Source organism: Sphingomonas sp. Leaf62 (genome assembly GCF_001421915.1).
Taxonomy (GTDB): domain Bacteria; phylum Pseudomonadota; class Alphaproteobacteria; order Sphingomonadales; family Sphingomonadaceae; genus Sphingomonas.
In genome coordinates, this window is record NZ_LMLN01000001.1 from 11,990 (window position 1) to 30,085 (window position 18,096).

Below are 18,096 nucleotides of genomic sequence, written 5' to 3' on the forward strand. Positions count from 1 at the left end.
GCGCCTTACCGGACCGGTCCTTCGAAAACCGGAGCGCCCAACCGACGCTCCGGTCACCATTCGCTGTTATCTGGCCTGCCAGACATAGGGCCCGACGACCGTGCCGACGAAGCCACCGGCCATCTTCGTGCTGAGGAACCGGACGTCGACGTCGCGCTTCAACGTCTGTTTCCTACCCCCCGCCGCGACATCGAACGCCATCGTGCCACGGTCCGCACGGATGGTCAGCGTGACCGGCGCGGCCCCCTCAATCGGGGTCGACGCGACCAGTCGTTCCGCACCCTTTGCCCGCGTGTAGAGCGCGACGACGCGTTTGCCGGCCAGACGGGTAAGCCCGAAGAACAGGTAATAGTCGTCATTCTGGATCGCGGCCAGACCGGCGCGGTCGCCGTCCTGCCGGGGCGTGAACGCGACCGTCGTGGCGATCGTCGCGATATGATGCTGCTGACGCCGCCCGACGAAGCCCGGCACCCCGTTCAGGTCGCCGATCGGCGCGCCGCCGTCGATCAGCAGCTCGCCGCCGGCCAGCCGATACACCGGTGTCTTGGGCGTGCGGACACCGATCCATTGCAGGCCGAGCGCCTTGCCGTCGAATTCGTCGACATAGCCGAAATCCCCGCTGGTCGGCAGTTTGGGCACTGGCTGGCGCGGCAGCGTCGGGCGGGTGGCGACGAACGGGACACGCTGGCCGGGCGGGAGGATCGTGGGCCAGCCATCCTTCCATGTCACCGGCAGCAGGAACGTCTCGCGCCCGATATTGTAGTAATCGTCGCCATAGGGACGCACGGCGAGGAACGTCGCCCACCAGTCGCCGGCGCGGGTCTGCACCAGCTTGGCATGGCCCGCCGCCGATACTGGATCGCTGCGGTCGGCAGGCAGGTCGCGCTGGGTCAGGATCGGATTGCCGCTCCATGGGGTGAACGGTCCACGCAGGTTTCTCGAGCGGAACGCCACCTGCGAATGGTTGACGCTGGTGCCGCCCTCTGCCGCGGTCAGATAATACCAGCCGTCTTTCCGGAAGATATGCGGCCCTTCGATCCATACCGGTTTCTTGGTCAGGTCGACGCCGCCGTTGATGAGTTGAGTCGATTCACCGACCATCTTGCCGGCGCGCCAGTCATATTCCTGGACCCAGATCGCGCGGTGCCCCTCGTACCGCGGCGGTTCGTTCGGGGCACGGTTGTTCACGATATACGCGCGGTCGCCTTCCCAATAGATGGAAGGGTCGATCCCTTCGAACGGCAGCCAGATCGGGTTCGACCATGGCCCTTTCGGGTCTTTCGCGGTGATGACGAAATTGCCTTTGCACGCGACGCAGGTGTTGACGATGTAGAAAGTGCCGTCGTGATACGAGATGTCGGGCGCGAACACGGCCTCCGATACACGGCGACCGGTGAAATCCAGCTGTTCGGGCCGGCTGATCGCGTTGGCGATCTGTGTCCAGTGGACCAGATCCTTCGAATGAAAGATCGGCAGCCCCGGATAATGGGCGAAGGACGACAGCGCGAGATAATAGTCGTCGCCGACGCGGGTGATCGACGGGTCGGGATAATAGCCCGACAGGATCGGGTTGCGATACTGGTCGGGGCCGGGCGTTGCCCGCTCGACACTGCGCCCTTCATAGATAAAGCGGCTGAAGCGCGCCGGTTCGGCAAGGGCGCTGGTGCTTGCGGCCAGCGCCAACCCGGTCATCAGCGTTCGGAGCATCGGTTCGTCCTGTCGGAAAGGGAGGAAGATCAGGCGTCGAGGCGATAGAGCCCGGCACCGTGCGGCGGCAGGTCGGCCTCGACCCGCGTCGCCGCCGTGCCGAGATCGCGCCGCGCCCACAGGTCTCGGATCCGGACAGGGCCTTTCAGGTTCAACCAGCGCAGATCGACGCCCGGCCGCAGCGCCTTCTCACCCGGATTGAACAAGGCGAGATAGGTCGCGCCATTCATTGCCCTTGCGGTCCATGCACGCATGCCGTCCTGTACCTGCAACGGGCGGTTGGCGGTGCTGGCCTGATTGACCGCAATGACTTCCGGATTGGTCAGCAGCGCCAGCGTCGGCGCATCGAGGTGGCGAAGGTCGCCGCCCATGATCAACGGCGATCGGGCGATCGACCATAAAGTCATCAGCGTACGCTGTTCGGCGGGCGTGAATTTGGTGTCACGCTGGCCCAGCGCCAGCCGGCCGAGCGGCAGCATGTCGGCATCGGGCCAGCCGCCGGGGCCGGCGAAACGCTGCCAGTTTTCCAGCCGGACGAACTGCGCGTCGAGCAGCGACCATTCGTCCCAGAAATCGTCGCTGATCCGCCACATCTGGGCATGGGCGCGGACATGGTCGCCGTTCGCCACCGGGGTTTCTCCGGGCGACAGACTGAGCAGGATCGGGCGACCCGACCGCGCGATCGCCGCGCTCGCTGCCTCGATCTCCGGCGCGTGGGCGTCATAGGGGCGGCTCATATCGTCCATCTTGACCAGATCGACGCCCCAGTCGGCATATTGCGCGAACACGCTGTCGTAATAGGCCTGCGCACCGGGACGACGCATGTCGACGCCGTACATGTCGCTGTTCCACGAACAGATGCTCGACGTGTCGGCAATGTCCTGCGCGCGGTATCGGGTGCCCAGTATTGGCAGGTTGCGGCGCACCGCTTCGCGCGGGATGCCGCGCATTAGGTGGATGCCGAATTGCAGCCCCATCGCATGGACCTGATCGGCGATGGCGCGAAAACCCCGGCCGTTGGCGGCGGATGGAAACCGCTTCGGATCGGGCTGCAAGCGGCCATAGCCGTCGAGCACCGGCACTGCATCGGCGCGATAGGCATAGCCGGTCGCGCCCGGTTCGTACCACTGGATGTCGATGGTGAAGATCGAATAGCCGACTGGCAGCAGCTTTTCGCGCATGATCTGCGCCGTTTCGATTGCCTGCGCTTCGGTGATCGTCGTGGCGAAGCTGTTCCAGCTGTTCCAGCCCATCGGCGGGGTCTGCGCCAGCCTCGGCTTGCCGCGAGGGGCCGCTGTCGCCCGTGCCGCGCCGGCGACGATCGGGACCGCGCCTGCCGCCCCGATCAGTCCGCGCCGTGTGATCCCGTCGATGGTCATTCCCCGTCCCCCTTGCCTGTTGTCATCATTTGTCGAGCAGCCGTCCGGGAAGGTCACGGGCAGGCGGCGGCCGGCAACGCACCCGGCGGCCGACGCTTCATTTCGAGGCCTTCAGCGTGAAGCTGTCGACATCGAGGAAGCCAGCGCTCGGTGCCGGATTGTAGCAGGAGATCGCCATCTGCTCCCCCTGAAACGTCCCCGTCCGCCATGCGAACGCCAGCGGGAAATCGCCACCGATCGGCTGCCAGCGTCTGCCATCGCTGCTGTAGGAAAGCCGTCCGCGATCGATCGTGAAGTCGAGGTCCATTGCCATCCACAGTGCCCGTCCGCCGACCGGCTGTGCCGCCACACGTCGATCGGTCCTGGGACCGGCCTCGGTGCTTTCGAGTACCTCCATCGCCAGCGACGGCGCGCCGTTGGCGGCGCGTGTTACCGACAGTGTCGCGCTGTATTGGCCGAAGGTGCCGAACCCGCAGCGGTCACCGGGACGGATGTTGGCGATATCCAGCTTCACCTCGGCCCGGCTGCGCGGTCCCTGTGCCTTTTGCACCAGCGTGTTGCGCGCCGCCCAGAACCCATCCGCCCTTGTCGGGCGCAGCCGCAGATAGCCAGGGCGCTCGGTCAGCGACCAGCGATCGTCGATCGGATTGTGGTTCCACTGCCATTGCAGGCCCAGTTTCGACGCGCCGAAGTCGTCGGAGGTGGCGGGCTCGACGAAGGGGAAGCCCTTGATCGGCTTTTCGGCGCGATCGGGTACGCGGTCGGGTGCATCCGGCGTTCCCCATACAGGCCAGTCGTCGCGCCAGAAGATGGGGCTGAGGTTCGTCATCCGGCCGATCGATCCGGAATCGATCATCACGAAGCCGACCCACTTCCCGTCCGGCGTATCGACCAGCGCCCCCTGATGCCCGCCGCTTTTGTCGTCGATCTGCGGGCGGGTTTCCCATGGTCCATACAGGCTGCGCGCGCGCGATACCGTCAGGCCCAGTCGGCGGGGAATCGCATTGAACAGGTAATAATATCCGCCTCGCCGGATGATCTTCGATCCCTCGGCACCGGCGTTATAATGGATCTTGCGATCGTCGACCACGCTTCGGAAATCGCGGTCCAGCCTGAGCAGGCGGGTCGTGCCGTCCGAACCGATCGCGGTCGCGATGTAGCCGGTGCCATCGGGCTCGATGAACATGCCCGGATCGAAGGCCGCGCGGTCGAGTTCGTTCATCGTCCATGTCCCGCGTGGATCGCAGGTGCGATAGATGCGGGTATTCTGTCCGACCGGGGTCACGGCAATGTAAAAGGTGCCGGCATGATGGCGCAGGCTGGCAGCGAACAGTCCGCGCCGATACGCGTTCTTGCCGTCGGTCAGCGCATATTCGGGTCGATCGTCGAGGCGCGGTACGACATGGCTGATGACCTGCCAGTTCAACAGATCCTTCGAATGGAGCAGGGTCAGGCCCGGCGCATTGGCGAAGGTCGTCGTGACGAAATAATAATCGCTGCCGACGCGAATAATATCCGGATCGGGATAATCGGCGTAGAAAACGGGGTTGCGATAGCTGCCATCGCCCTGATCGGCGCGCCAAACCTGTGCGGACGCGGTACCGCCCAAAGCAGCGCTGACCACAAGCATCGCCACCCGGATCGATCTGGTCGCCAACATCGCTCTCCCATTCCGGCGACTTACGGCCGTTTTTGTCTGGGTATTCAGTTGCCGGCAACGCGTCAATGTCGTTCGCGGTAGCGTTAACAGCTTGCGCTTGGTATCGGTGGCTCGGAATTGCTGCGTGCCGGAGGAGCCGGTTTTGGCCGTGATTTGACGGCGGGTGTCCGGGTCCGTAGCATCGTTTGTAAATTTCATCCGGCATCGATCCGCGGCCCATTACGTATACATCGCGCTGGCGGCCGCCACGTCGACGCCGATGGCAAGGGAAGTACGGTGAGTATGGAACCGGGGCACGATATCGACATGACCGATATCGACGAGAACGCGGGCCAACCGCCGTTGGACGAAGCCGCTGCGCCGGCACGCAAGGGCTCGGGCCGGCGGCTGCGCGGCGCCGTCGCCCATTATCTCGGCACCGCAATCGTTTCCGGCCGGATCGCACCGGGCGAATTGCTGACCGGCGAAGTCGCCAATGCCGAGGCGCTCGACGTATCGCGCAGCGCCTATCGCGAAGCGGTACAGGTCCTGACCGCCAAGGGGCTGGTCGAAAGTCGCCCGAAGATCGGCACGCGCGTGCTGCCCCGCCGGCGCTGGAACTTCCTCGACCCGATGGTCCTTGCCTGGGCGTTCGAGGGTGAGCCGAACATGTCGTTCATCCGCGGGTTGTTCGAACTTCGCGCGGTCGTCGAACCGGCGGTGGCGCGGCTGGCGGCGGAACGGCGCGACAAGGAGGATATCAAGGCGTTGCGCGCGGCGCTGGGCGGTATGCGGCGGCATACGCTTGCCACAGAAGCCGGGCGCGCCGCCGATCGCGATTTCCACGACGCGCTGATCTATGCCACGCATAACGAGACATTCGTCGCGCTCAGCGCCAGCATCGGCGCGGCCGTCAACTGGACCACGCAGTTCAAACAGCGCCAGCGAGCGTTGCCCCGCGACCCGGTACCCGATCACTCCCGCGTGTTCGAGGCGGTGGTCGCCGGCGATCCCAAGGCGGCCGAAGATGCGATGACCCTGCTGGTATCGCTCGCACTGGAGGACACCCGCACCGCGATGTGAAGGCAGCCTCTGCCGCAGGGTCGCATCCGCGCATTGTCCGTACGCCGCGGTAGCGCGTCCCTGTCCACTACGGCATGGTAGCGGTCACAATGATTCGGGGAGGGGTTATGCGTTCGGTTCGGACTTCGGCGATCTGCGCGGTGGTCGTGTCACTGGCATGGGGGGTATCGGCCCATGCCCAATCGACGGCACCGGCACTCGCCAACATCTTTGCCGACCATGCGGTCCTGCAACGTGACCGACCGATCGCGATCTGGGGCAGTGCCGCGCCCGGCGCATCGGTCACGGTCCGGCTGAACGATCGTAGCGTCACCGCGCAGACCGGCAGCGACGGCAAATGGCGGGCGACATTGCCGGCGATGAAGGCCGGCGGCCCCTATGTGCTGGTGGTCAGCGGCGGGAACGCGACGGCGGCGCAGCGACTGTCCGACATCCTGATCGGCGACGTGTTCCTGTGCGGCGGACAGTCGAACATGGAATTCCAGGTCAAGCATGCGACCGGACTGGACGTGATCCCGTCGGCCAATGACGCGTCGCTGCGGTTCACGACGATCCCCGACAGCAGCAAGACCGCGCCCGCCGGCGACCTTGCCAAGCGGGTCGACTGGCGCAGCGTCACCCCGGAAACGATCGGCGACGCATCGGCTGTCTGCTATTTCATGGCCCGCTCGCTGCGCAGGACCGAGAAGGTGCCGATGGGGTTCATCGCCTCCGAATGGGGCGGTACGCGAATCGAAAGCTGGATCAGTGCCCCGGCGCTGGCGACGCAGCCGGGCTTTACCGATGGGCTGAACGCCATCGCGACGTTCGATCGCGATCCGGCCGCGGCAACGGCGGCGGACGGTGCGCGGCGCGAAAAGGCGTGGGAAGCACTCGACCCCGCCGCGAGGACCGAGCGTGCGTTTCGGGCGGCCGACTATGACGATCGCCGCTGGGGCACGGTGCCGGGGCAATATGAGCAGTTGCCCGCCGCAGATCGCGACCGGCTGGACGGCGTGGTGTGGCTTCGCACGACCGTCGACCTGACCCCGGCACAGGTTGCGGCGGCGCAGACATTGCGGCTGGGACCGATCGGTCGGTACGACGAAACCTATCTCAACGGCCGTTTCGTCGGCGGTGGGAGCGTCGATTGGGCATGGCGTAACTATGGCGTACCCGCCGGGTTGCTGCGCGCCGGTCGCAACGTCATCGCGATCCGCGCGGTCGGCGCGAAGAAGGACGGACGGTTCACCGACATGAGCATCCGCACGATCGGTCTGTCCGATGGCGGTGCGGTGCCGCTGTCGGGACCGTGGCGGTACCGCATCGGCACCGCGTTGAAGGACGGTTCGGTCGGCCCGGCGCCGTGGGACGTCCCGAACAGTCTCACCACGCTCTACAACGGCATGATCGCGCCGATCGCACCCTACGGTCTGAAGCTGGCGGCATGGTATCAGGGGGAGTCAAATACCGGACAGCCGGCGGCCTATCGCGGGTTGATGTCGACGTTGATGGCCGATTGGCGGCGGGCATTCGCCTCGCCCGAACTGCCTTTCTTCGTCGTACAGCTCACCGGCTATGGCGCCCCGGCGACCGCCCCGCGCGAGTCCGGCTGGGCGGCGCTGCGCCAGTCGCAGGCGCAGGCGGTTGCCGCCGATGCCCATGCCGGTCTGGCCGTGACGATCGATGTCGGGGACCGGTTCGACATCCATCCGGCGCAAAAGACGGTGATCGGCGAACGGCTGGCCCGACTGGCACGGGTCGTCGCCTATGGTCAGCCGGGCTTGCGCAGCGGTCCGGAAGCGGCCGAAGCAGTGCGGCAGGGGGGCGATATCGTCGTCCGCTTCCGCAACGTGAACGGCGGACTGCAACGCTATGGCGGGGCAGGGGCGATCGGCTTCGAACAATGCGCCGGTGCGACCTGCAGCTATGTCGACGGCCGTGTGCAGGGCGATTCGGTCGTGCTGCCCGGCGCGGGTCGCCCGGAGATGACGGCGGTGCGCTATGCGTGGGCCGATGCGCCGTTCGTCAACCTGTTCGACGGAGCCGACCTGCCGGCCGCCCCGTTCGAACTGCCGGTGCGCTGAGGCGGGCGGGGCGGCGGGGATTTGCGCCCGCCGCCCGCTTCGTCAGTCAACGACGAAGCTGGTCGTCGCGATGTGATGCAGCTTGTCGACCGGACCGGCTGCAACGTGCAGCTTGCCGGTTTCGACCTGCGCGGCCGTTAGCAGATACCGACCCTTACCCGCCACCGGCACTGCTACCGCGCCATTGGCGTCGGCGGTCAGTTCGACGCTTTTGCGCTCCGGCGTGATGACAGTGACCTTGGCGGCCGGGATCGGCTTGCCGTTCCGGATCAGCGCGAAACGATTGTCGCCGGCGGTCAACGGCGCGATCTCGTACGGCATCCGGGTCTTGATGTCCGCGCGACCTGCGCGTGCGTAATAGGCTACGCCCTCCTTCGCGCCGTCTTCGCCCCATGGCGCGAACACCGAATTGTCGATCACGCGGACATCGCCTGCGGGCAGATCCGCTTCGAGAAAGCCAGCCCTGCGTTGTAGCTTGGCGTTGGTCTGTCCAACGATCTTCGGCACGACAAGCCGCTTGAACTCCGGATCGCCACCCGGTGGCAAGGCTTCGGCAGGTTCACCAAGGTAGATGCGCGCCGGGCCGTTGCCGTCACGTTCTACCCAGACTTCGTGCGCTTCCGCCAGCGAGGGTAGCGCCAAAGCGAGGATAAGGGTCAGCACGCGCATAACTTTTCTCCCGATCGCCGGCGTTTGGTGCCAGCACCACGGCTCATAGGTGTAATGCGAGTAGGTCGCAATAGCGTTGCATTGTCCGTTTCTTACGGTTAGGTGGCATCGTATTGCAAATGACTCGCAAAGGGGGAATGATGGTGCATCCGGTACGCACGATGAGGCTGGTGGGAATGTTGGCGCTGGTGATGGCAGCTCCCGCAATGGCCGAACCGGTCCTGCCGGCGGATGAGGAAACGGACGCGCAACGTGGCGATGACATTCTGGTGGTCGGCAAAAGCTATGGGCAGGCGGTCGGCAAGACCGTCACCCCGCTGAAGGACGTGCCGAACACCGTTACCGTGATCGATCAGGTGCAGTTGCAGCAGCGCAACCTGTTCACCCTTGAGGACGCTCTCACTGTCACCAACGGCGTGACCGTCACCGGGATCAGCAGCGAGGATCCGTCCTACCTGTCGCGCGGCTTCACCATCAACAACTACCTTGTCGACGGCGTGCCGACCTTTGCGTTCGCCTTTCCGGCGGTCGTGCCCGACCTGTTCCTGTACGACCGGGTCGAGGTGTTGCGCGGACCGGCCGGGCTATTCAGCGGGGCGGGCAATCCGGCGGGCAGCATCAATCTGGTCCGCAAACGACCGCTCGACCGTTTCGAGGTCAGCGCCATGGCGGGCTATGGCAGCTTCCGGAATTTCCGGGGTGAGGTCGACGTGTCGACACCGCTGGATGATCGCTCCGGCCTGCGGCTGGGCGTGATGGCGCAGGACCAGGATCAGTTCTTCGACATTGCCCACCGCTACCGCTTCACCGCCTTCGCCGTGGCGGATACCGAGGTCGGCGAGAATACGACCCTGACCGTCGGCGGCAATTACGATCTGTTCAAACCGGCGATCCAGTCGGGGCTGCCGGGCGTTGTCGGCGGCGCGAACGGCAGCGACGGACGATTGCTCGATGTCGATCGCTCGACCTATCTCGGTGCCGACTGGAACCGGTTCCGGTCGGAAAGCTGGTCGGGCTTCGTCGAACTCGCGCATCGGGTCAGCGACCGCTGGACGCTGCGTGCCACGGGCCTGCTGACCGATGTCGATCGCATCGACATCTACAGCTATATCGGCAACCAGCCGGTGACGCCGGCCAATGGCGGTACCACCAACCACATCGCCTATCGCGGCGACAGTGCGATGCAGACGCGCTCGTTCGATTTCAACGGCGTCGGCAGCTTTCCCGCGTTTGGACGCGACCAGACCCTGATCCTGGGCGCAGATTATCAGGCGAGTTCGGCGACGTCGGACTTTACCCGTTTGTCCAACTATGCGCGGATCAACGTCTTCAACCCCGTATCGCCCGCCGAACCGCCGCTCGACCCCTATGGTCCGCTGCCCGCGTTTCAGGGACCGAACGGGCCGGTGACGCAGGTATTCGGCGGATCGGAGACCGAGGTCGAGCAATATGGCCTGTACGGACAGATGCGGCTGAGCCCGGTAAAGGGACTGACGCTGGTTGGCGGCGGTCGCATGACGTGGTGGGACACGACCGTTACCACCACGCGCGTGGCGACCGGTGCGATCCCGCTGCCGACCCGCTACAGCTTCGACGAACGCTTCACCCCCTATGCCGGGGTGGTATGGGACGTCACCGACGACCTGAACCTCTATGCCAGCTACGCCGACAGCTTCACGCCGCAGGCGCCACCGGTCGGCCGCAGCCTGCCCGGCGGCGGCGCGATCCAGCCGCTGGTCGGCGATCAATATGAGGCCGGCACCAAGCTGTCGTTGATGGACAAACGCCTGCTGCTGTCGGCGGCGGTGTACCAGATCACGCAGCGTAACCGCCTGTTCAACGATCCCGACGAACCGACACTGACCTATCAGATCGGCAAGGTTCGTGCGCGGGGGATCGAGGCGGAGGCGAGTGGCGAAATCCTTCCCGGCTGGCGCGTCAACGGCGGTTATACCTTTACCCGGACCAAATATCTGGAGGATGCCAATCCGGTGCTGGAGGGGTTGAGCCTGTTGCCGGTCATCCCGGACCATATGGTCAAGCTGTTCACCAACTATGAGGCTGGCGACGGCCCGCTGGCCGGTGCCAGTGTCGGGGCAGGTGTCACATGGTTCGACAGCACGTGGAGCGGCAACCCACCCGCCTTCAACGCCAACGGTACGCTGCGCACGGCGTCGACGATCGTGCGGCAAGGGAGCTATGCCGTCGCCGATCTTCGCGCCGGATATCGCATCAATGACAATCTGTCGTTGGCACTGAACGTCAACAACCTGTTCGACCGCATCTATTACGCCCGTATTTCCTCGACCGGGCGCGGCAATTATTATGGCAGCCCGCGCACGGTGTTCGCCAGTGTCCGGTTGACCTTTCCATGAGTGCGACCACGCCGGGACGGCACATCCTCTGGCGGCGGCTGGGCGACAATGCGCTGCGGCTGATCGCGGCGATGCCGGTCGGCTATGCCGTCGCCAGCCTGTGGGCGATGGCGCTGGCCCGGATTCTGCCGGGCGATCCGGTACAGACGACGATGGCGGCGGCGCTGTTCGCACTGCTGCTGTGCGGACTGGCGGTGATGTGGGCCTATGCCGCGCGTAGCGGCTGGCGGGCGCTGTGGACGCTCGTGATGGCGGGTGGCATCGCAGGGGCGATCACCTGGGGATCGATCGCGGTGTGGGGGCGGGTATGAGCAAGGGGTTTCGCCAGTCGCAATCGACGCTGCATACCTGGTCGGGCCTGTTGCTTGGCTGGCTATTGTTCGCGATCTTCGTGGCTGGCACCTCGGCCTATTGGCGGGAGGCGCTGAACCGCTGGGCGCGACCCGAACTGGCCCCGATCGCCAGCCGCGAACGCGTTGTGGATGGGGCCGTCGCGTTTCTGACGCGTAAAGCGCCCGATGCGCAAAGCTGGTTCATCACCGTGCCGAGCGCGCAGAGCGCGGGCGGCGATGTCTTCTGGGTACCGCAGGCCAAGCCCGGTGAGCAACGCCGCCGCGGACGCCGCGACACCCGCGCCTTCATCGGCAGCGACGGGCAGGAGGGGACCACGCGGGATACGCGTGGCGGCGACTTCTTCTACCGGTTCCACTTCGATCTGCACTACGTGCCGGTGCTGTGGGCGCGCTGGCTGGTCGGCATCGCCGCGATGTTCATGCTGGTCGCGATCCTTACCGGCATCGTCACCCACAAAAAGATTTTCCGCGATTTCTTCACCCTGCGGCGGGGCAAGGGCCAGCGGTCGTGGCTGGATGGCCATAATGCCAGCGCGGTGCTGGCGTTGCCGTTCCACCTGATGATTACCTATACCGGGCTGGTCACGCTGATCGCGATGCTGATGCCATGGGCGATCGTCGCCCATTACGACGATCCCGCCAAGCTCTACGCCGCAGTCTTCCCCGAAGCGCCGACGGCCGAACGAACCGAGCGTCCCGTACCGTTGATCGATCTCGGCACGGTGCTGCGCGATGCCGAGCGCCGCGTGGGCGGCGAGATCGGCTATATCACCGTCTTCAATCCTGGCGATGCCGCCGCACGGATCACGCTGACCCGGTCGGGAACGTCGATGCTGTCGGCGCGAACGCCTGCCATCGCCTATGACGGCGTTACCGGGCGGCTGGTGTGGCAGGCACCGCCCCCGGGCGGCGCGGTCGAGACGCAGGGGGTGATGGTCGGGCTGCATGCCGGGCGGTTCGGCGACTATCCGATGCGCTGGCTGTATTTCCTGTGCGGCATCGCCGGGTCACTGATGGTCGCGAGCGGGCTGGTGCTGTGGACCGTCAAGCGGCGCGAGCGGCTACCCGATCCCGCCCGGCCGCATTTCGGGTTCCGGCTGGTCGAGCGGCTGAATGTCGGGTTCGTCGCTGGCTTCCCGATCGCGATGACGCTGTATCTTTGGGCCAACCGGTTGCTGCCGGTCGGTGCAGCGGGCCGGGCCGATGCCGAGGTCAACGTCATGTTCGCCGGCTGGGCGGCGCTGTTCCTCTACGCCCTGGCACGGAAACCGGCACGCGCATGGGTCGAAATGCTGACGTTGCAGGCGGCGCTGCTGATCGCCCTCCCGCTCTACAATATGGCAGCGCTGCCGACCGGACTTCCGGCAACGATCGCGCGCGGCGACTGGGTACTGGCCGGGGCCGACCTGACGTTCCTAGCGCTGGGCATGGGCTTCGGCTTCGCGGCGTGGCGCGTTCACCGCTTCCGTCCGACGGTGCGGCGGCGTGCCGTCCGGACCGCATCGCCGATCGACACTACAAGCTGGGCACCCGCCGAATGATCCTGATCGCAATGTTGAGCGCACTCGCCGCTTTCGCGCTGCTGGCGCTTGCCAGCGAGCGGCATCGCAGCCGCTGGGAGGGGATCGACCGGCGCTGGCGACGGCGTGGCGGCTGGGCGCTGGTCGCCGCGACCTTCCTCGCCGCATTTGCGGCGTGGGGGCCGGTGTACGGCGCGATCGGCGGTACCGGCCTGCTGATGCTGGGGGCGGGCGCGAGTTTCCTCGCGCTCAACCTCACCCGACCGTAAGCGCGCTCGCCCACGGTTCGAACGCGTCGCGGGCGCGCGCCGTGTACATCTTTTTCCGGTCCGCCTTCTTGGTACGGCCGGGGATCGGCGGCATCAGTCCGAAATTGACGTTCATCGGCTGATAGGTCTCTGCCACCGCCGCGCCGGTGATGTGGTGCAGCAACGCCCCCATCGCCGTTTCGACCGGCGGCGGCGCGACACTGCGCCCGGCCAGCTCGGCGGCGGCGAAGCGCCCGGCCAACAGCCCGACCGCGGCACTTTCGACATAGCCCTCGCATCCCGTCATCTGCCCGGCGAAGCGCAGATGCGGCCGCGCCTTTAGTCGCAGCGTTTCGTCGAGCAGCTCGGGCGAGCGGATGAACGTATTGCGATGCAGCCCGCCCAACCGGGCGAACTCGGCATTCTCGAGGCCGGGAATGGTGCGGAACAGCCGGACCTGTTCGCCATGTTTCAGCTTGGTCTGGAACCCGACGATGTTCCACAACGTGCCCGACGCATTGTCCTGTCGCAGCTGCACCACGGCATGTGGCCAGCGGCCCGTGCGCGGATCGTCCAGCCCGACCGGCTTCATCGGCCCGAAGCGCAACGTATCCAGCCCGCGTTCGGCCATCACCTCGATCGGCATGCAGCCTTCGAAATAGGGGACGTTCTCCCATTCGCGGAACTCGGCCTTTTCCGCCGCCATCAGCCCGGCGTGAAAGGCTTCATACTGCTCGCGGTTCATCGCGCAGTTGATGTAATCCTTGCCGTCGCCCTTGTTCCAGCGGCTCTGGAACCAAGCCTGATCGAGGTCGATCGAATCGCGGTGCACGATCGGCGCGATCGCGTCGAAAAAGGCGAGCGCCTCCGCCCCCGTCGCGCTGCCGATATCGCCGGCCAGACCGGCGGCGGTCAGCGGGCCGGTGGCGACGATCGTCATGCCGCTGTCGGGCAGGGTGTCGATCCGTTCGCGGACGATGGTAATGTTCGGGTGCGCCGACAACGCGGCGGTGACGCCCGCCGAAAAACCGTCGCGATCGACCGCCAGTGCGGACCCGGCCGGCACCTTGTGTTCGTCGCCCTTGGTCATGATGAGCGAGCCGAGCGCTCGCATCTCGGCATGCAGCAGCCCGACCGCATTCGATTCGGCATCGTCGGACCGGAAGCTGTTCGAACAGACCAGTTCGGCGAGATCGTCCCCCTGATGCGCAGGGGTGCTGTCGCCACCACCCCGCATTTCAGACAGGCGGACCTTCGCGCCGGCCTCTGCCAGTTGCCACGCGGCCTCGGACCCGGCGAGGCCGCCGCCGATGATGTGAACGTCATACTCCATGTCAGGGCGTCTAGGCCGCACAAGCCCAACCGGCAATGAACGTACGAAACGGGCCGTCGTTTTCTTGGGTTATGCGTTGGTGGCGTACGACGAAGGGAAGGCGCATGAAAATCTACACCATCGGCTATGAGGCAGTAACCATGGCCGAATTCGTGGCGGCGTTGCAGGCGGCGGGAGTGCGGCGGGTCATCGACGTGCGCGCGCTGCCCTTGTCGCGACGGCCGGGCTTTTCGAAATCGTCGCTCGCGGCCGAACTGTCGACGCACGCGATCGATTATGTGCATCTGAAGGCACTCGGTACGCCCAAACGCGGGCGCGACGCCGCGAAGAAGGGCGACGTCGCCACGCTTCGTGCGGTGTATGACGAACAACTCGAACTACCCGAAGCGCAGGCACAGGCGGCGATCATGCTCGGGCTGGCTGCCGAAATGCCGTCGGCCCTGTTGTGCTTCGAGCGCGAACCGGCGCATTGCCACCGGACCTTATTGCTCGCAGCGGTCGGGCAGGGGGCGGAGGTCGTGGAACTTTACGCGTAATTTCTCCCCGGCGCGGGGAGGAATTAGCCGGTAACCGGCCGTTGCACCTGACCCGCATCATCCCGGTGCAGCGGCCCGTACGCCACCACGACGTTCAGTGGCAACGGCCCATACACATGCGGGAACAACTGCCCGCCGCGCGAAGGCTCCCACTTCACCGCCTCGCCCAGCGCGTCCAGATCGACCTCCGCCACATGCAGATCGTCCTGCCCGGCGAAGTGCTTGTCGACCGTTTCGGTCAACTGTTCGAAGGTCGACAGGTGGATATAGCCATCGGCCAGATCGACCGGTGCCCCGTCGAAGCTGCCCGTCTCCAGCGCCGCCATCTGCCCGGCGGTCAGCACCTTGAAGGCGGTCGCGGCGGTCATTCCTCGATATCCTTCTCGCTGATCGTCGCCGGACCGGTGCCGTCGTCGAGTACGATATCGCCTTCGATCGGCGGCATTGCGGTGCGTTCCTCGGCGACGATCGCTTCGGCCTCGTTTTCGGGGTTCTCGTCCTCGTCGATCTTCGCCGCCGACACGACCTGTTCGCCCATCCCGACGCGGAAGATGGTGATCCCTTGCGTGTTGCGGCCGGCGACGCGGATGTCGCCGACGGTGGTACGGATCAGCTTGGCCTGATCGGTCACCAGCATCAGCTGTTCGCCATTATGCGCCGGGAAGCTCGCCACGACCGGGCCGTTGCGGTCGGAGGTGACGATGTTGGTGATCCCCTGACCACCGCGATTGGTCCGACGATATTCATAGGCCGAGGTACGCTTGCCAAAGCCGTTGGCGGTGACGGTGAGGATGAACTCTTCCGCCGCCTCGAACTCGGCCATGCGTTCGGCCGACAGCGTAACCTCGCGGTCGCCTTCCTTCCATGGTGCGGCCTTAAGATACGCCTCACGCTCGTCGGCGCTCGCTTCGAACCCGCCGAGGATCGACAGCGAGATGACCTCGTCGTCCTTGCCCAGCGCGATCCCGCGCACCCCGGTCGAGGTGCGGCTCTGGAACTCGCGCACGTCGGTCGCGCTGAAGCGGATCGCCTTGCCGGCCTTGGTCGCGAGCAGCACGTCGTCGGTCTCGGTCAGCAGCGCCACGCCGATCAGGCGATCGTCGCTGTCATCATCGAAGCGCATCGCGATCTTGCCCGCGGTCGGGATGTTGGCGAACGCGTCCATCGAATTGCGCCGCACCGTGCCGTTCGCGGTCGCGAACATCACGTGCAGGTCGGCCCAGCGTTCCTCGTCCTCGGGCAACGGCAACACGGTCGAGATCGTCTCTCCCGCCGCCAGCGGCAGCAGGTTCACCATCGGCCGTCCGCGCGTCGCCGGCCCACCTTCGGGCAGGCGCCACACCTTCATGCGGTATACCTTGCCGGCGGTTGAGAAGAACAGCACCGGGGTATGGGTGCTGGTCACGAACAGGTTCGTGATCGCATCCTCGTCCTTGGTCGTCATGCCCGCGCGGCCCTTGCCGCCGCGCTTCTGCGCACGGAACGCGTCGAGCGGGGTGCGCTTAATGTAGCCCTGCACCGTGACAGTGACGACCATCTCCTCGCGCTCGATCAGGTCCTCGTCGTCGATCCCGTCGGCGGCACCGGCGATCTCGGTTCGGCGCGGCGTCGCGAATTCGGCGCGGATCTCGACCAGCTCCTGCCGCATCACCGCATAGAGCATGCCCCGGTTGCCGAGGATTTCGAGCAGATGGCTGATCGACGCGGCCAGCGTCTTCAGTTCGTCGCCGATCTCGTCGCGGCCGAGCGCGGTCAAGCGGTGGAGGCGCAGGTCGAGGATCGCGCGGACCTGCAGATCGGACAGGCGATACACGTCGTCGGTCAGGTCGGCCTCGACCGCCTCGACCAGCTTCAGATAGGGTGCGATCTCGGCGACCGGCCATTCGCGCGCCAGCAATGCGGCGCGGGCGGCGGCGGGGCTGTCCGACCCGCGGATGATCCGCACCACTTCGTCGAGATTAGTGACCGCGATGACGAGCCCGAGCAACAGGTGCGCCCGCTCGCGCGCCTTGGCCAGCTCGTATTTCGACCGCCGGGTGATGACCTCCTCTCGGAAGCCGACGAACGCGTCGATGATCTGGGCGAGGTTGAGCAGTTCGGGTCGACCGCCACGGATCGCCAGCATGTTCGCAGCGAAGCTCGACTGCGCCGGCGTGTGCCGCCACAACTGGTTCAGCACGACATCGGGCGTGGCATCGCGCTTCAGGTCGATGACGATACGGACGCCTTCGCGGTTCGACTCGTCGCGAATGTCGCTGACGCCCTCGATCCTTTTGTCCTTGGCCGCCTCGGCGATCTTTTCGACCAGCCCCGACTTGCCGACCTGGAACGGGATTTCGGTCAGGACGATCGACCGCCGCTCGCCCCGCGCCTCGACGGTGTGGCGCGACCGCAGGATGATCGACCCGCGCCCGCCGGCATAGGCCGCGCGCGCACCGGCCCGGCCGAGCATCAGCGCGCCGGTCGGGAAATCCGGTCCCGGCACGATCTCGCACAGTTCCTCGTGCGTCAGCGGCTCGCCGCCCTCGACCCGGCGGTCGATCGTGGCGAGGCAGGCGTCGACCACTTCGCCCAGATTGTGCGGCGGGACGTTGGTCGCCATGCCGACCGCGATCCCGCCCGCGCCGTTGACCAGCAGGTTCGGAAAGCGCGCCGGCAGGACAGCAGGCTCACGCTCCGACCCGTCATAGTTCGGCACGAAATCGACCGTATCCTTGTCGAGATCGTCGAGCAGCGCCATCGCCGACTTGGCAAGCCGCGCCTCGGTATAGCGCATCGCGGCGGGCGGATCGGGATCCATCGAACCGAAATTGCCCTGACCATCGATCAGCGGCAGCCGCATCGACCAAGGCTGTGCCATGCGCGCGAGGGCGTCATAGATCGCGGTGTCGCCGTGCGGGTGATATTTACCCATCACGTCACCGACGATACGCGCCGATTTGCGATACGCCTTGCCGGGAACGAAGCCGCTTTCCTGTGCCGAGAACAGAATGCGGCGATGGACCGGCTTCAACCCGTCGCGCACGTCGGGCAAGGCGCGCGATACGATGACGCTCATCGCATAGTCGAGATAGCTCGACCGCATCTCGTCCACGATCGAGATGGGGGCGATATCGGATGGGTCGGCGATCAGCGTCGCGTCTGTCAAAGTTCGATGCTTTCGGGGAATGTTTCGGTTGGGCGACAAC

At 65.9% G+C, this 18,096-nt stretch carries 14 protein-coding genes; 7 read left to right on the top strand and 7 right to left on the bottom strand.

Going from position 1 to position 18,096, the window contains the following annotated elements:
- Window positions 1-66: 66 nt before the first annotated feature.
- The 3 genes from ASE91_RS00055 to ASE91_RS00065 all read right to left on the bottom strand — a co-directional run bounded on the left by ASE91_RS00055 (window position 67) and on the right by ASE91_RS00065 (window position 4,746).
- Window positions 67-1,707 carry a glycoside hydrolase family 43 protein gene (locus tag ASE91_RS00055; protein ID WP_056621624.1) on the bottom strand — a complete coding sequence of 547 codons (1,641 nt, stop codon included), beginning with the start codon at window positions 1,705-1,707 and terminating at the stop codon, window positions 67-69.
- A gap of 29 nt (window positions 1,708-1,736) precedes the next feature.
- Window positions 1,737-3,086: a glycoside hydrolase family 27 protein gene (locus ASE91_RS00060; RefSeq protein ID WP_056621626.1), complete on the bottom strand. Its 1,350-nt coding sequence runs from the start codon at window positions 3,084-3,086 to the stop codon at window positions 1,737-1,739.
- Window positions 3,087-3,183: 97 nt separating this feature from the next.
- On the bottom strand, window positions 3,184-4,746 hold the full coding sequence (locus ASE91_RS00065; RefSeq protein ID WP_056621628.1) for a glycoside hydrolase family 43 protein: 1,563 nt from the start codon (window positions 4,744-4,746) through the stop codon (window positions 3,184-3,186).
- Window positions 4,747-5,028: 282 nt separating this feature from the next.
- On the opposite strand from ASE91_RS00065, the gene ASE91_RS00070 reads away from it, so the two are divergent.
- Window positions 5,029-5,808, top strand: a complete 780-nt coding sequence (locus ASE91_RS00070) for a FadR/GntR family transcriptional regulator (RefSeq protein ID WP_082453726.1) — start codon at window positions 5,029-5,031, stop codon at window positions 5,806-5,808.
- Window positions 5,809-5,915: 107 nt separating this feature from the next.
- Complete coding sequence (locus tag ASE91_RS00075) at window positions 5,916-7,874, top strand: sialate O-acetylesterase (protein WP_082453727.1); 1,959 nt, start codon at window positions 5,916-5,918, stop codon at window positions 7,872-7,874.
- 42 nt (window positions 7,875-7,916) lie between these two features.
- Here the strand turns inward: ASE91_RS00075 and ASE91_RS00080 are convergent, their stop codons facing one another.
- A complete protein-coding gene (locus tag ASE91_RS00080) occupies window positions 7,917-8,543 on the bottom strand; it encodes a nickel uptake transporter family protein (protein WP_056621632.1) in 627 nt (208 codons plus the stop codon).
- A gap of 191 nt (window positions 8,544-8,734) precedes the next feature.
- Here ASE91_RS00080 and ASE91_RS00085 point away from each other — a divergent pair, with 191 nt between their 5' ends.
- The 4 genes from ASE91_RS00085 to ASE91_RS00100 are packed head-to-tail and all read left to right on the top strand — an operon-like array spanning window position 8,735 to window position 13,060.
- Window positions 8,735-10,918: a TonB-dependent siderophore receptor gene (locus tag ASE91_RS00085; RefSeq protein WP_235530200.1), complete on the top strand. Its 2,184-nt coding sequence runs from the start codon at window positions 8,735-8,737 to the stop codon at window positions 10,916-10,918.
- On the top strand, window positions 10,915-11,229 hold the full coding sequence (locus ASE91_RS00090) for a hypothetical protein (RefSeq protein WP_056621634.1): 315 nt from the start codon (window positions 10,915-10,917) through the stop codon (window positions 11,227-11,229). Before ASE91_RS00085 ends, ASE91_RS00090 begins: the two co-directional genes overlap by 4 nt.
- Window positions 11,226-12,812, top strand: coding sequence for a PepSY-associated TM helix domain-containing protein (locus ASE91_RS00095; protein WP_056621636.1), 1,587 nt, complete (start codon window positions 11,226-11,228; stop codon window positions 12,810-12,812). Before ASE91_RS00090 ends, ASE91_RS00095 begins: the two co-directional genes overlap by 4 nt.
- Entirely contained in the window at window positions 12,809-13,060 is a 252-nt protein-coding gene (locus tag ASE91_RS00100) for a DUF3325 family protein (RefSeq protein WP_056621637.1), read from the top strand. Before ASE91_RS00095 ends, ASE91_RS00100 begins: the two co-directional genes overlap by 4 nt.
- Here ASE91_RS00100 and trmFO read toward each other — a convergent pair.
- Entirely contained in the window at window positions 13,047-14,372 is a 1,326-nt protein-coding gene (gene trmFO / locus ASE91_RS00105) for a methylenetetrahydrofolate--tRNA-(uracil(54)-C(5))-methyltransferase (FADH(2)-oxidizing) TrmFO (protein ID WP_056621639.1), read from the bottom strand. The genes ASE91_RS00100 and trmFO overlap by 14 nt on opposite strands.
- A gap of 104 nt (window positions 14,373-14,476) precedes the next feature.
- On the opposite strand from trmFO, the gene ASE91_RS00110 reads away from it, so the two are divergent.
- Entirely contained in the window at window positions 14,477-14,908 is a 432-nt protein-coding gene (locus ASE91_RS00110; protein ID WP_056003706.1) for a DUF488 domain-containing protein, read from the top strand.
- A gap of 23 nt (window positions 14,909-14,931) precedes the next feature.
- On the opposite strand, the gene ASE91_RS00115 is transcribed toward ASE91_RS00110, so the two are convergent.
- Both ASE91_RS00115 and gyrA read right to left on the bottom strand, forming a co-directional pair.
- Complete coding sequence (locus tag ASE91_RS00115; protein WP_056621641.1) at window positions 14,932-15,276, bottom strand: DUF952 domain-containing protein; 345 nt, start codon at window positions 15,274-15,276, stop codon at window positions 14,932-14,934.
- The gene (gene gyrA / locus ASE91_RS00120; RefSeq protein ID WP_056621643.1) at window positions 15,273-18,056 is read right to left on the bottom strand and encodes a DNA gyrase subunit A; all 2,784 of its coding nucleotides are present in this window, start codon (window positions 18,054-18,056) and stop codon (window positions 15,273-15,275) included. Before gyrA ends, ASE91_RS00115 begins: the two co-directional genes overlap by 4 nt.
- Between the last annotated feature and the right edge of the window lie 40 nt (window positions 18,057-18,096).

Excerpts from the sequence above, each read along its gene's own strand:
- ASE91_RS00090 (WP_056621634.1), top strand. The coding sequence starts at position 10,915 with ATGAGTGCGACCACGCCGGGACGGCACATCCTCTGGCGGCGGCTGGGC.
- ASE91_RS00060 (WP_056621626.1), bottom strand. The coding sequence starts at position 3,086 with ATGACCATCGACGGGATCACACGGCGCGGACTGATCGGGGCGGCAGGC.
- ASE91_RS00085 (WP_235530200.1), top strand. The coding sequence starts at position 8,735 with ATGGCAGCTCCCGCAATGGCCGAACCGGTCCTGCCGGCGGATGAGGAA.
- ASE91_RS00095 (WP_056621636.1), top strand. The coding sequence starts at position 11,226 with ATGAGCAAGGGGTTTCGCCAGTCGCAATCGACGCTGCATACCTGGTCG.
- ASE91_RS00055 (WP_056621624.1), bottom strand. The coding sequence starts at position 1,707 with ATGCTCCGAACGCTGATGACCGGGTTGGCGCTGGCCGCAAGCACCAGC.
- ASE91_RS00070 (WP_082453726.1), top strand. The coding sequence starts at position 5,029 with ATGGAACCGGGGCACGATATCGACATGACCGATATCGACGAGAACGCG.
- ASE91_RS00115 (WP_056621641.1), bottom strand. The coding sequence starts at position 15,276 with ATGACCGCCGCGACCGCCTTCAAGGTGCTGACCGCCGGGCAGATGGCG.
- ASE91_RS00065 (WP_056621628.1), bottom strand. The coding sequence starts at position 4,746 with ATGTTGGCGACCAGATCGATCCGGGTGGCGATGCTTGTGGTCAGCGCT.
- ASE91_RS00080 (WP_056621632.1), bottom strand. The coding sequence starts at position 8,543 with ATGCGCGTGCTGACCCTTATCCTCGCTTTGGCGCTACCCTCGCTGGCG.
- ASE91_RS00110 (WP_056003706.1), top strand. The coding sequence starts at position 14,477 with ATGAAAATCTACACCATCGGCTATGAGGCAGTAACCATGGCCGAATTC.
- ASE91_RS00100 (WP_056621637.1), top strand. The coding sequence starts at position 12,809 with ATGATCCTGATCGCAATGTTGAGCGCACTCGCCGCTTTCGCGCTGCTG.
- trmFO (WP_056621639.1), bottom strand. The coding sequence starts at position 14,372 with ATGGAGTATGACGTTCACATCATCGGCGGCGGCCTCGCCGGGTCCGAG.
- ASE91_RS00075 (WP_082453727.1), top strand. The coding sequence starts at position 5,916 with ATGCGTTCGGTTCGGACTTCGGCGATCTGCGCGGTGGTCGTGTCACTG.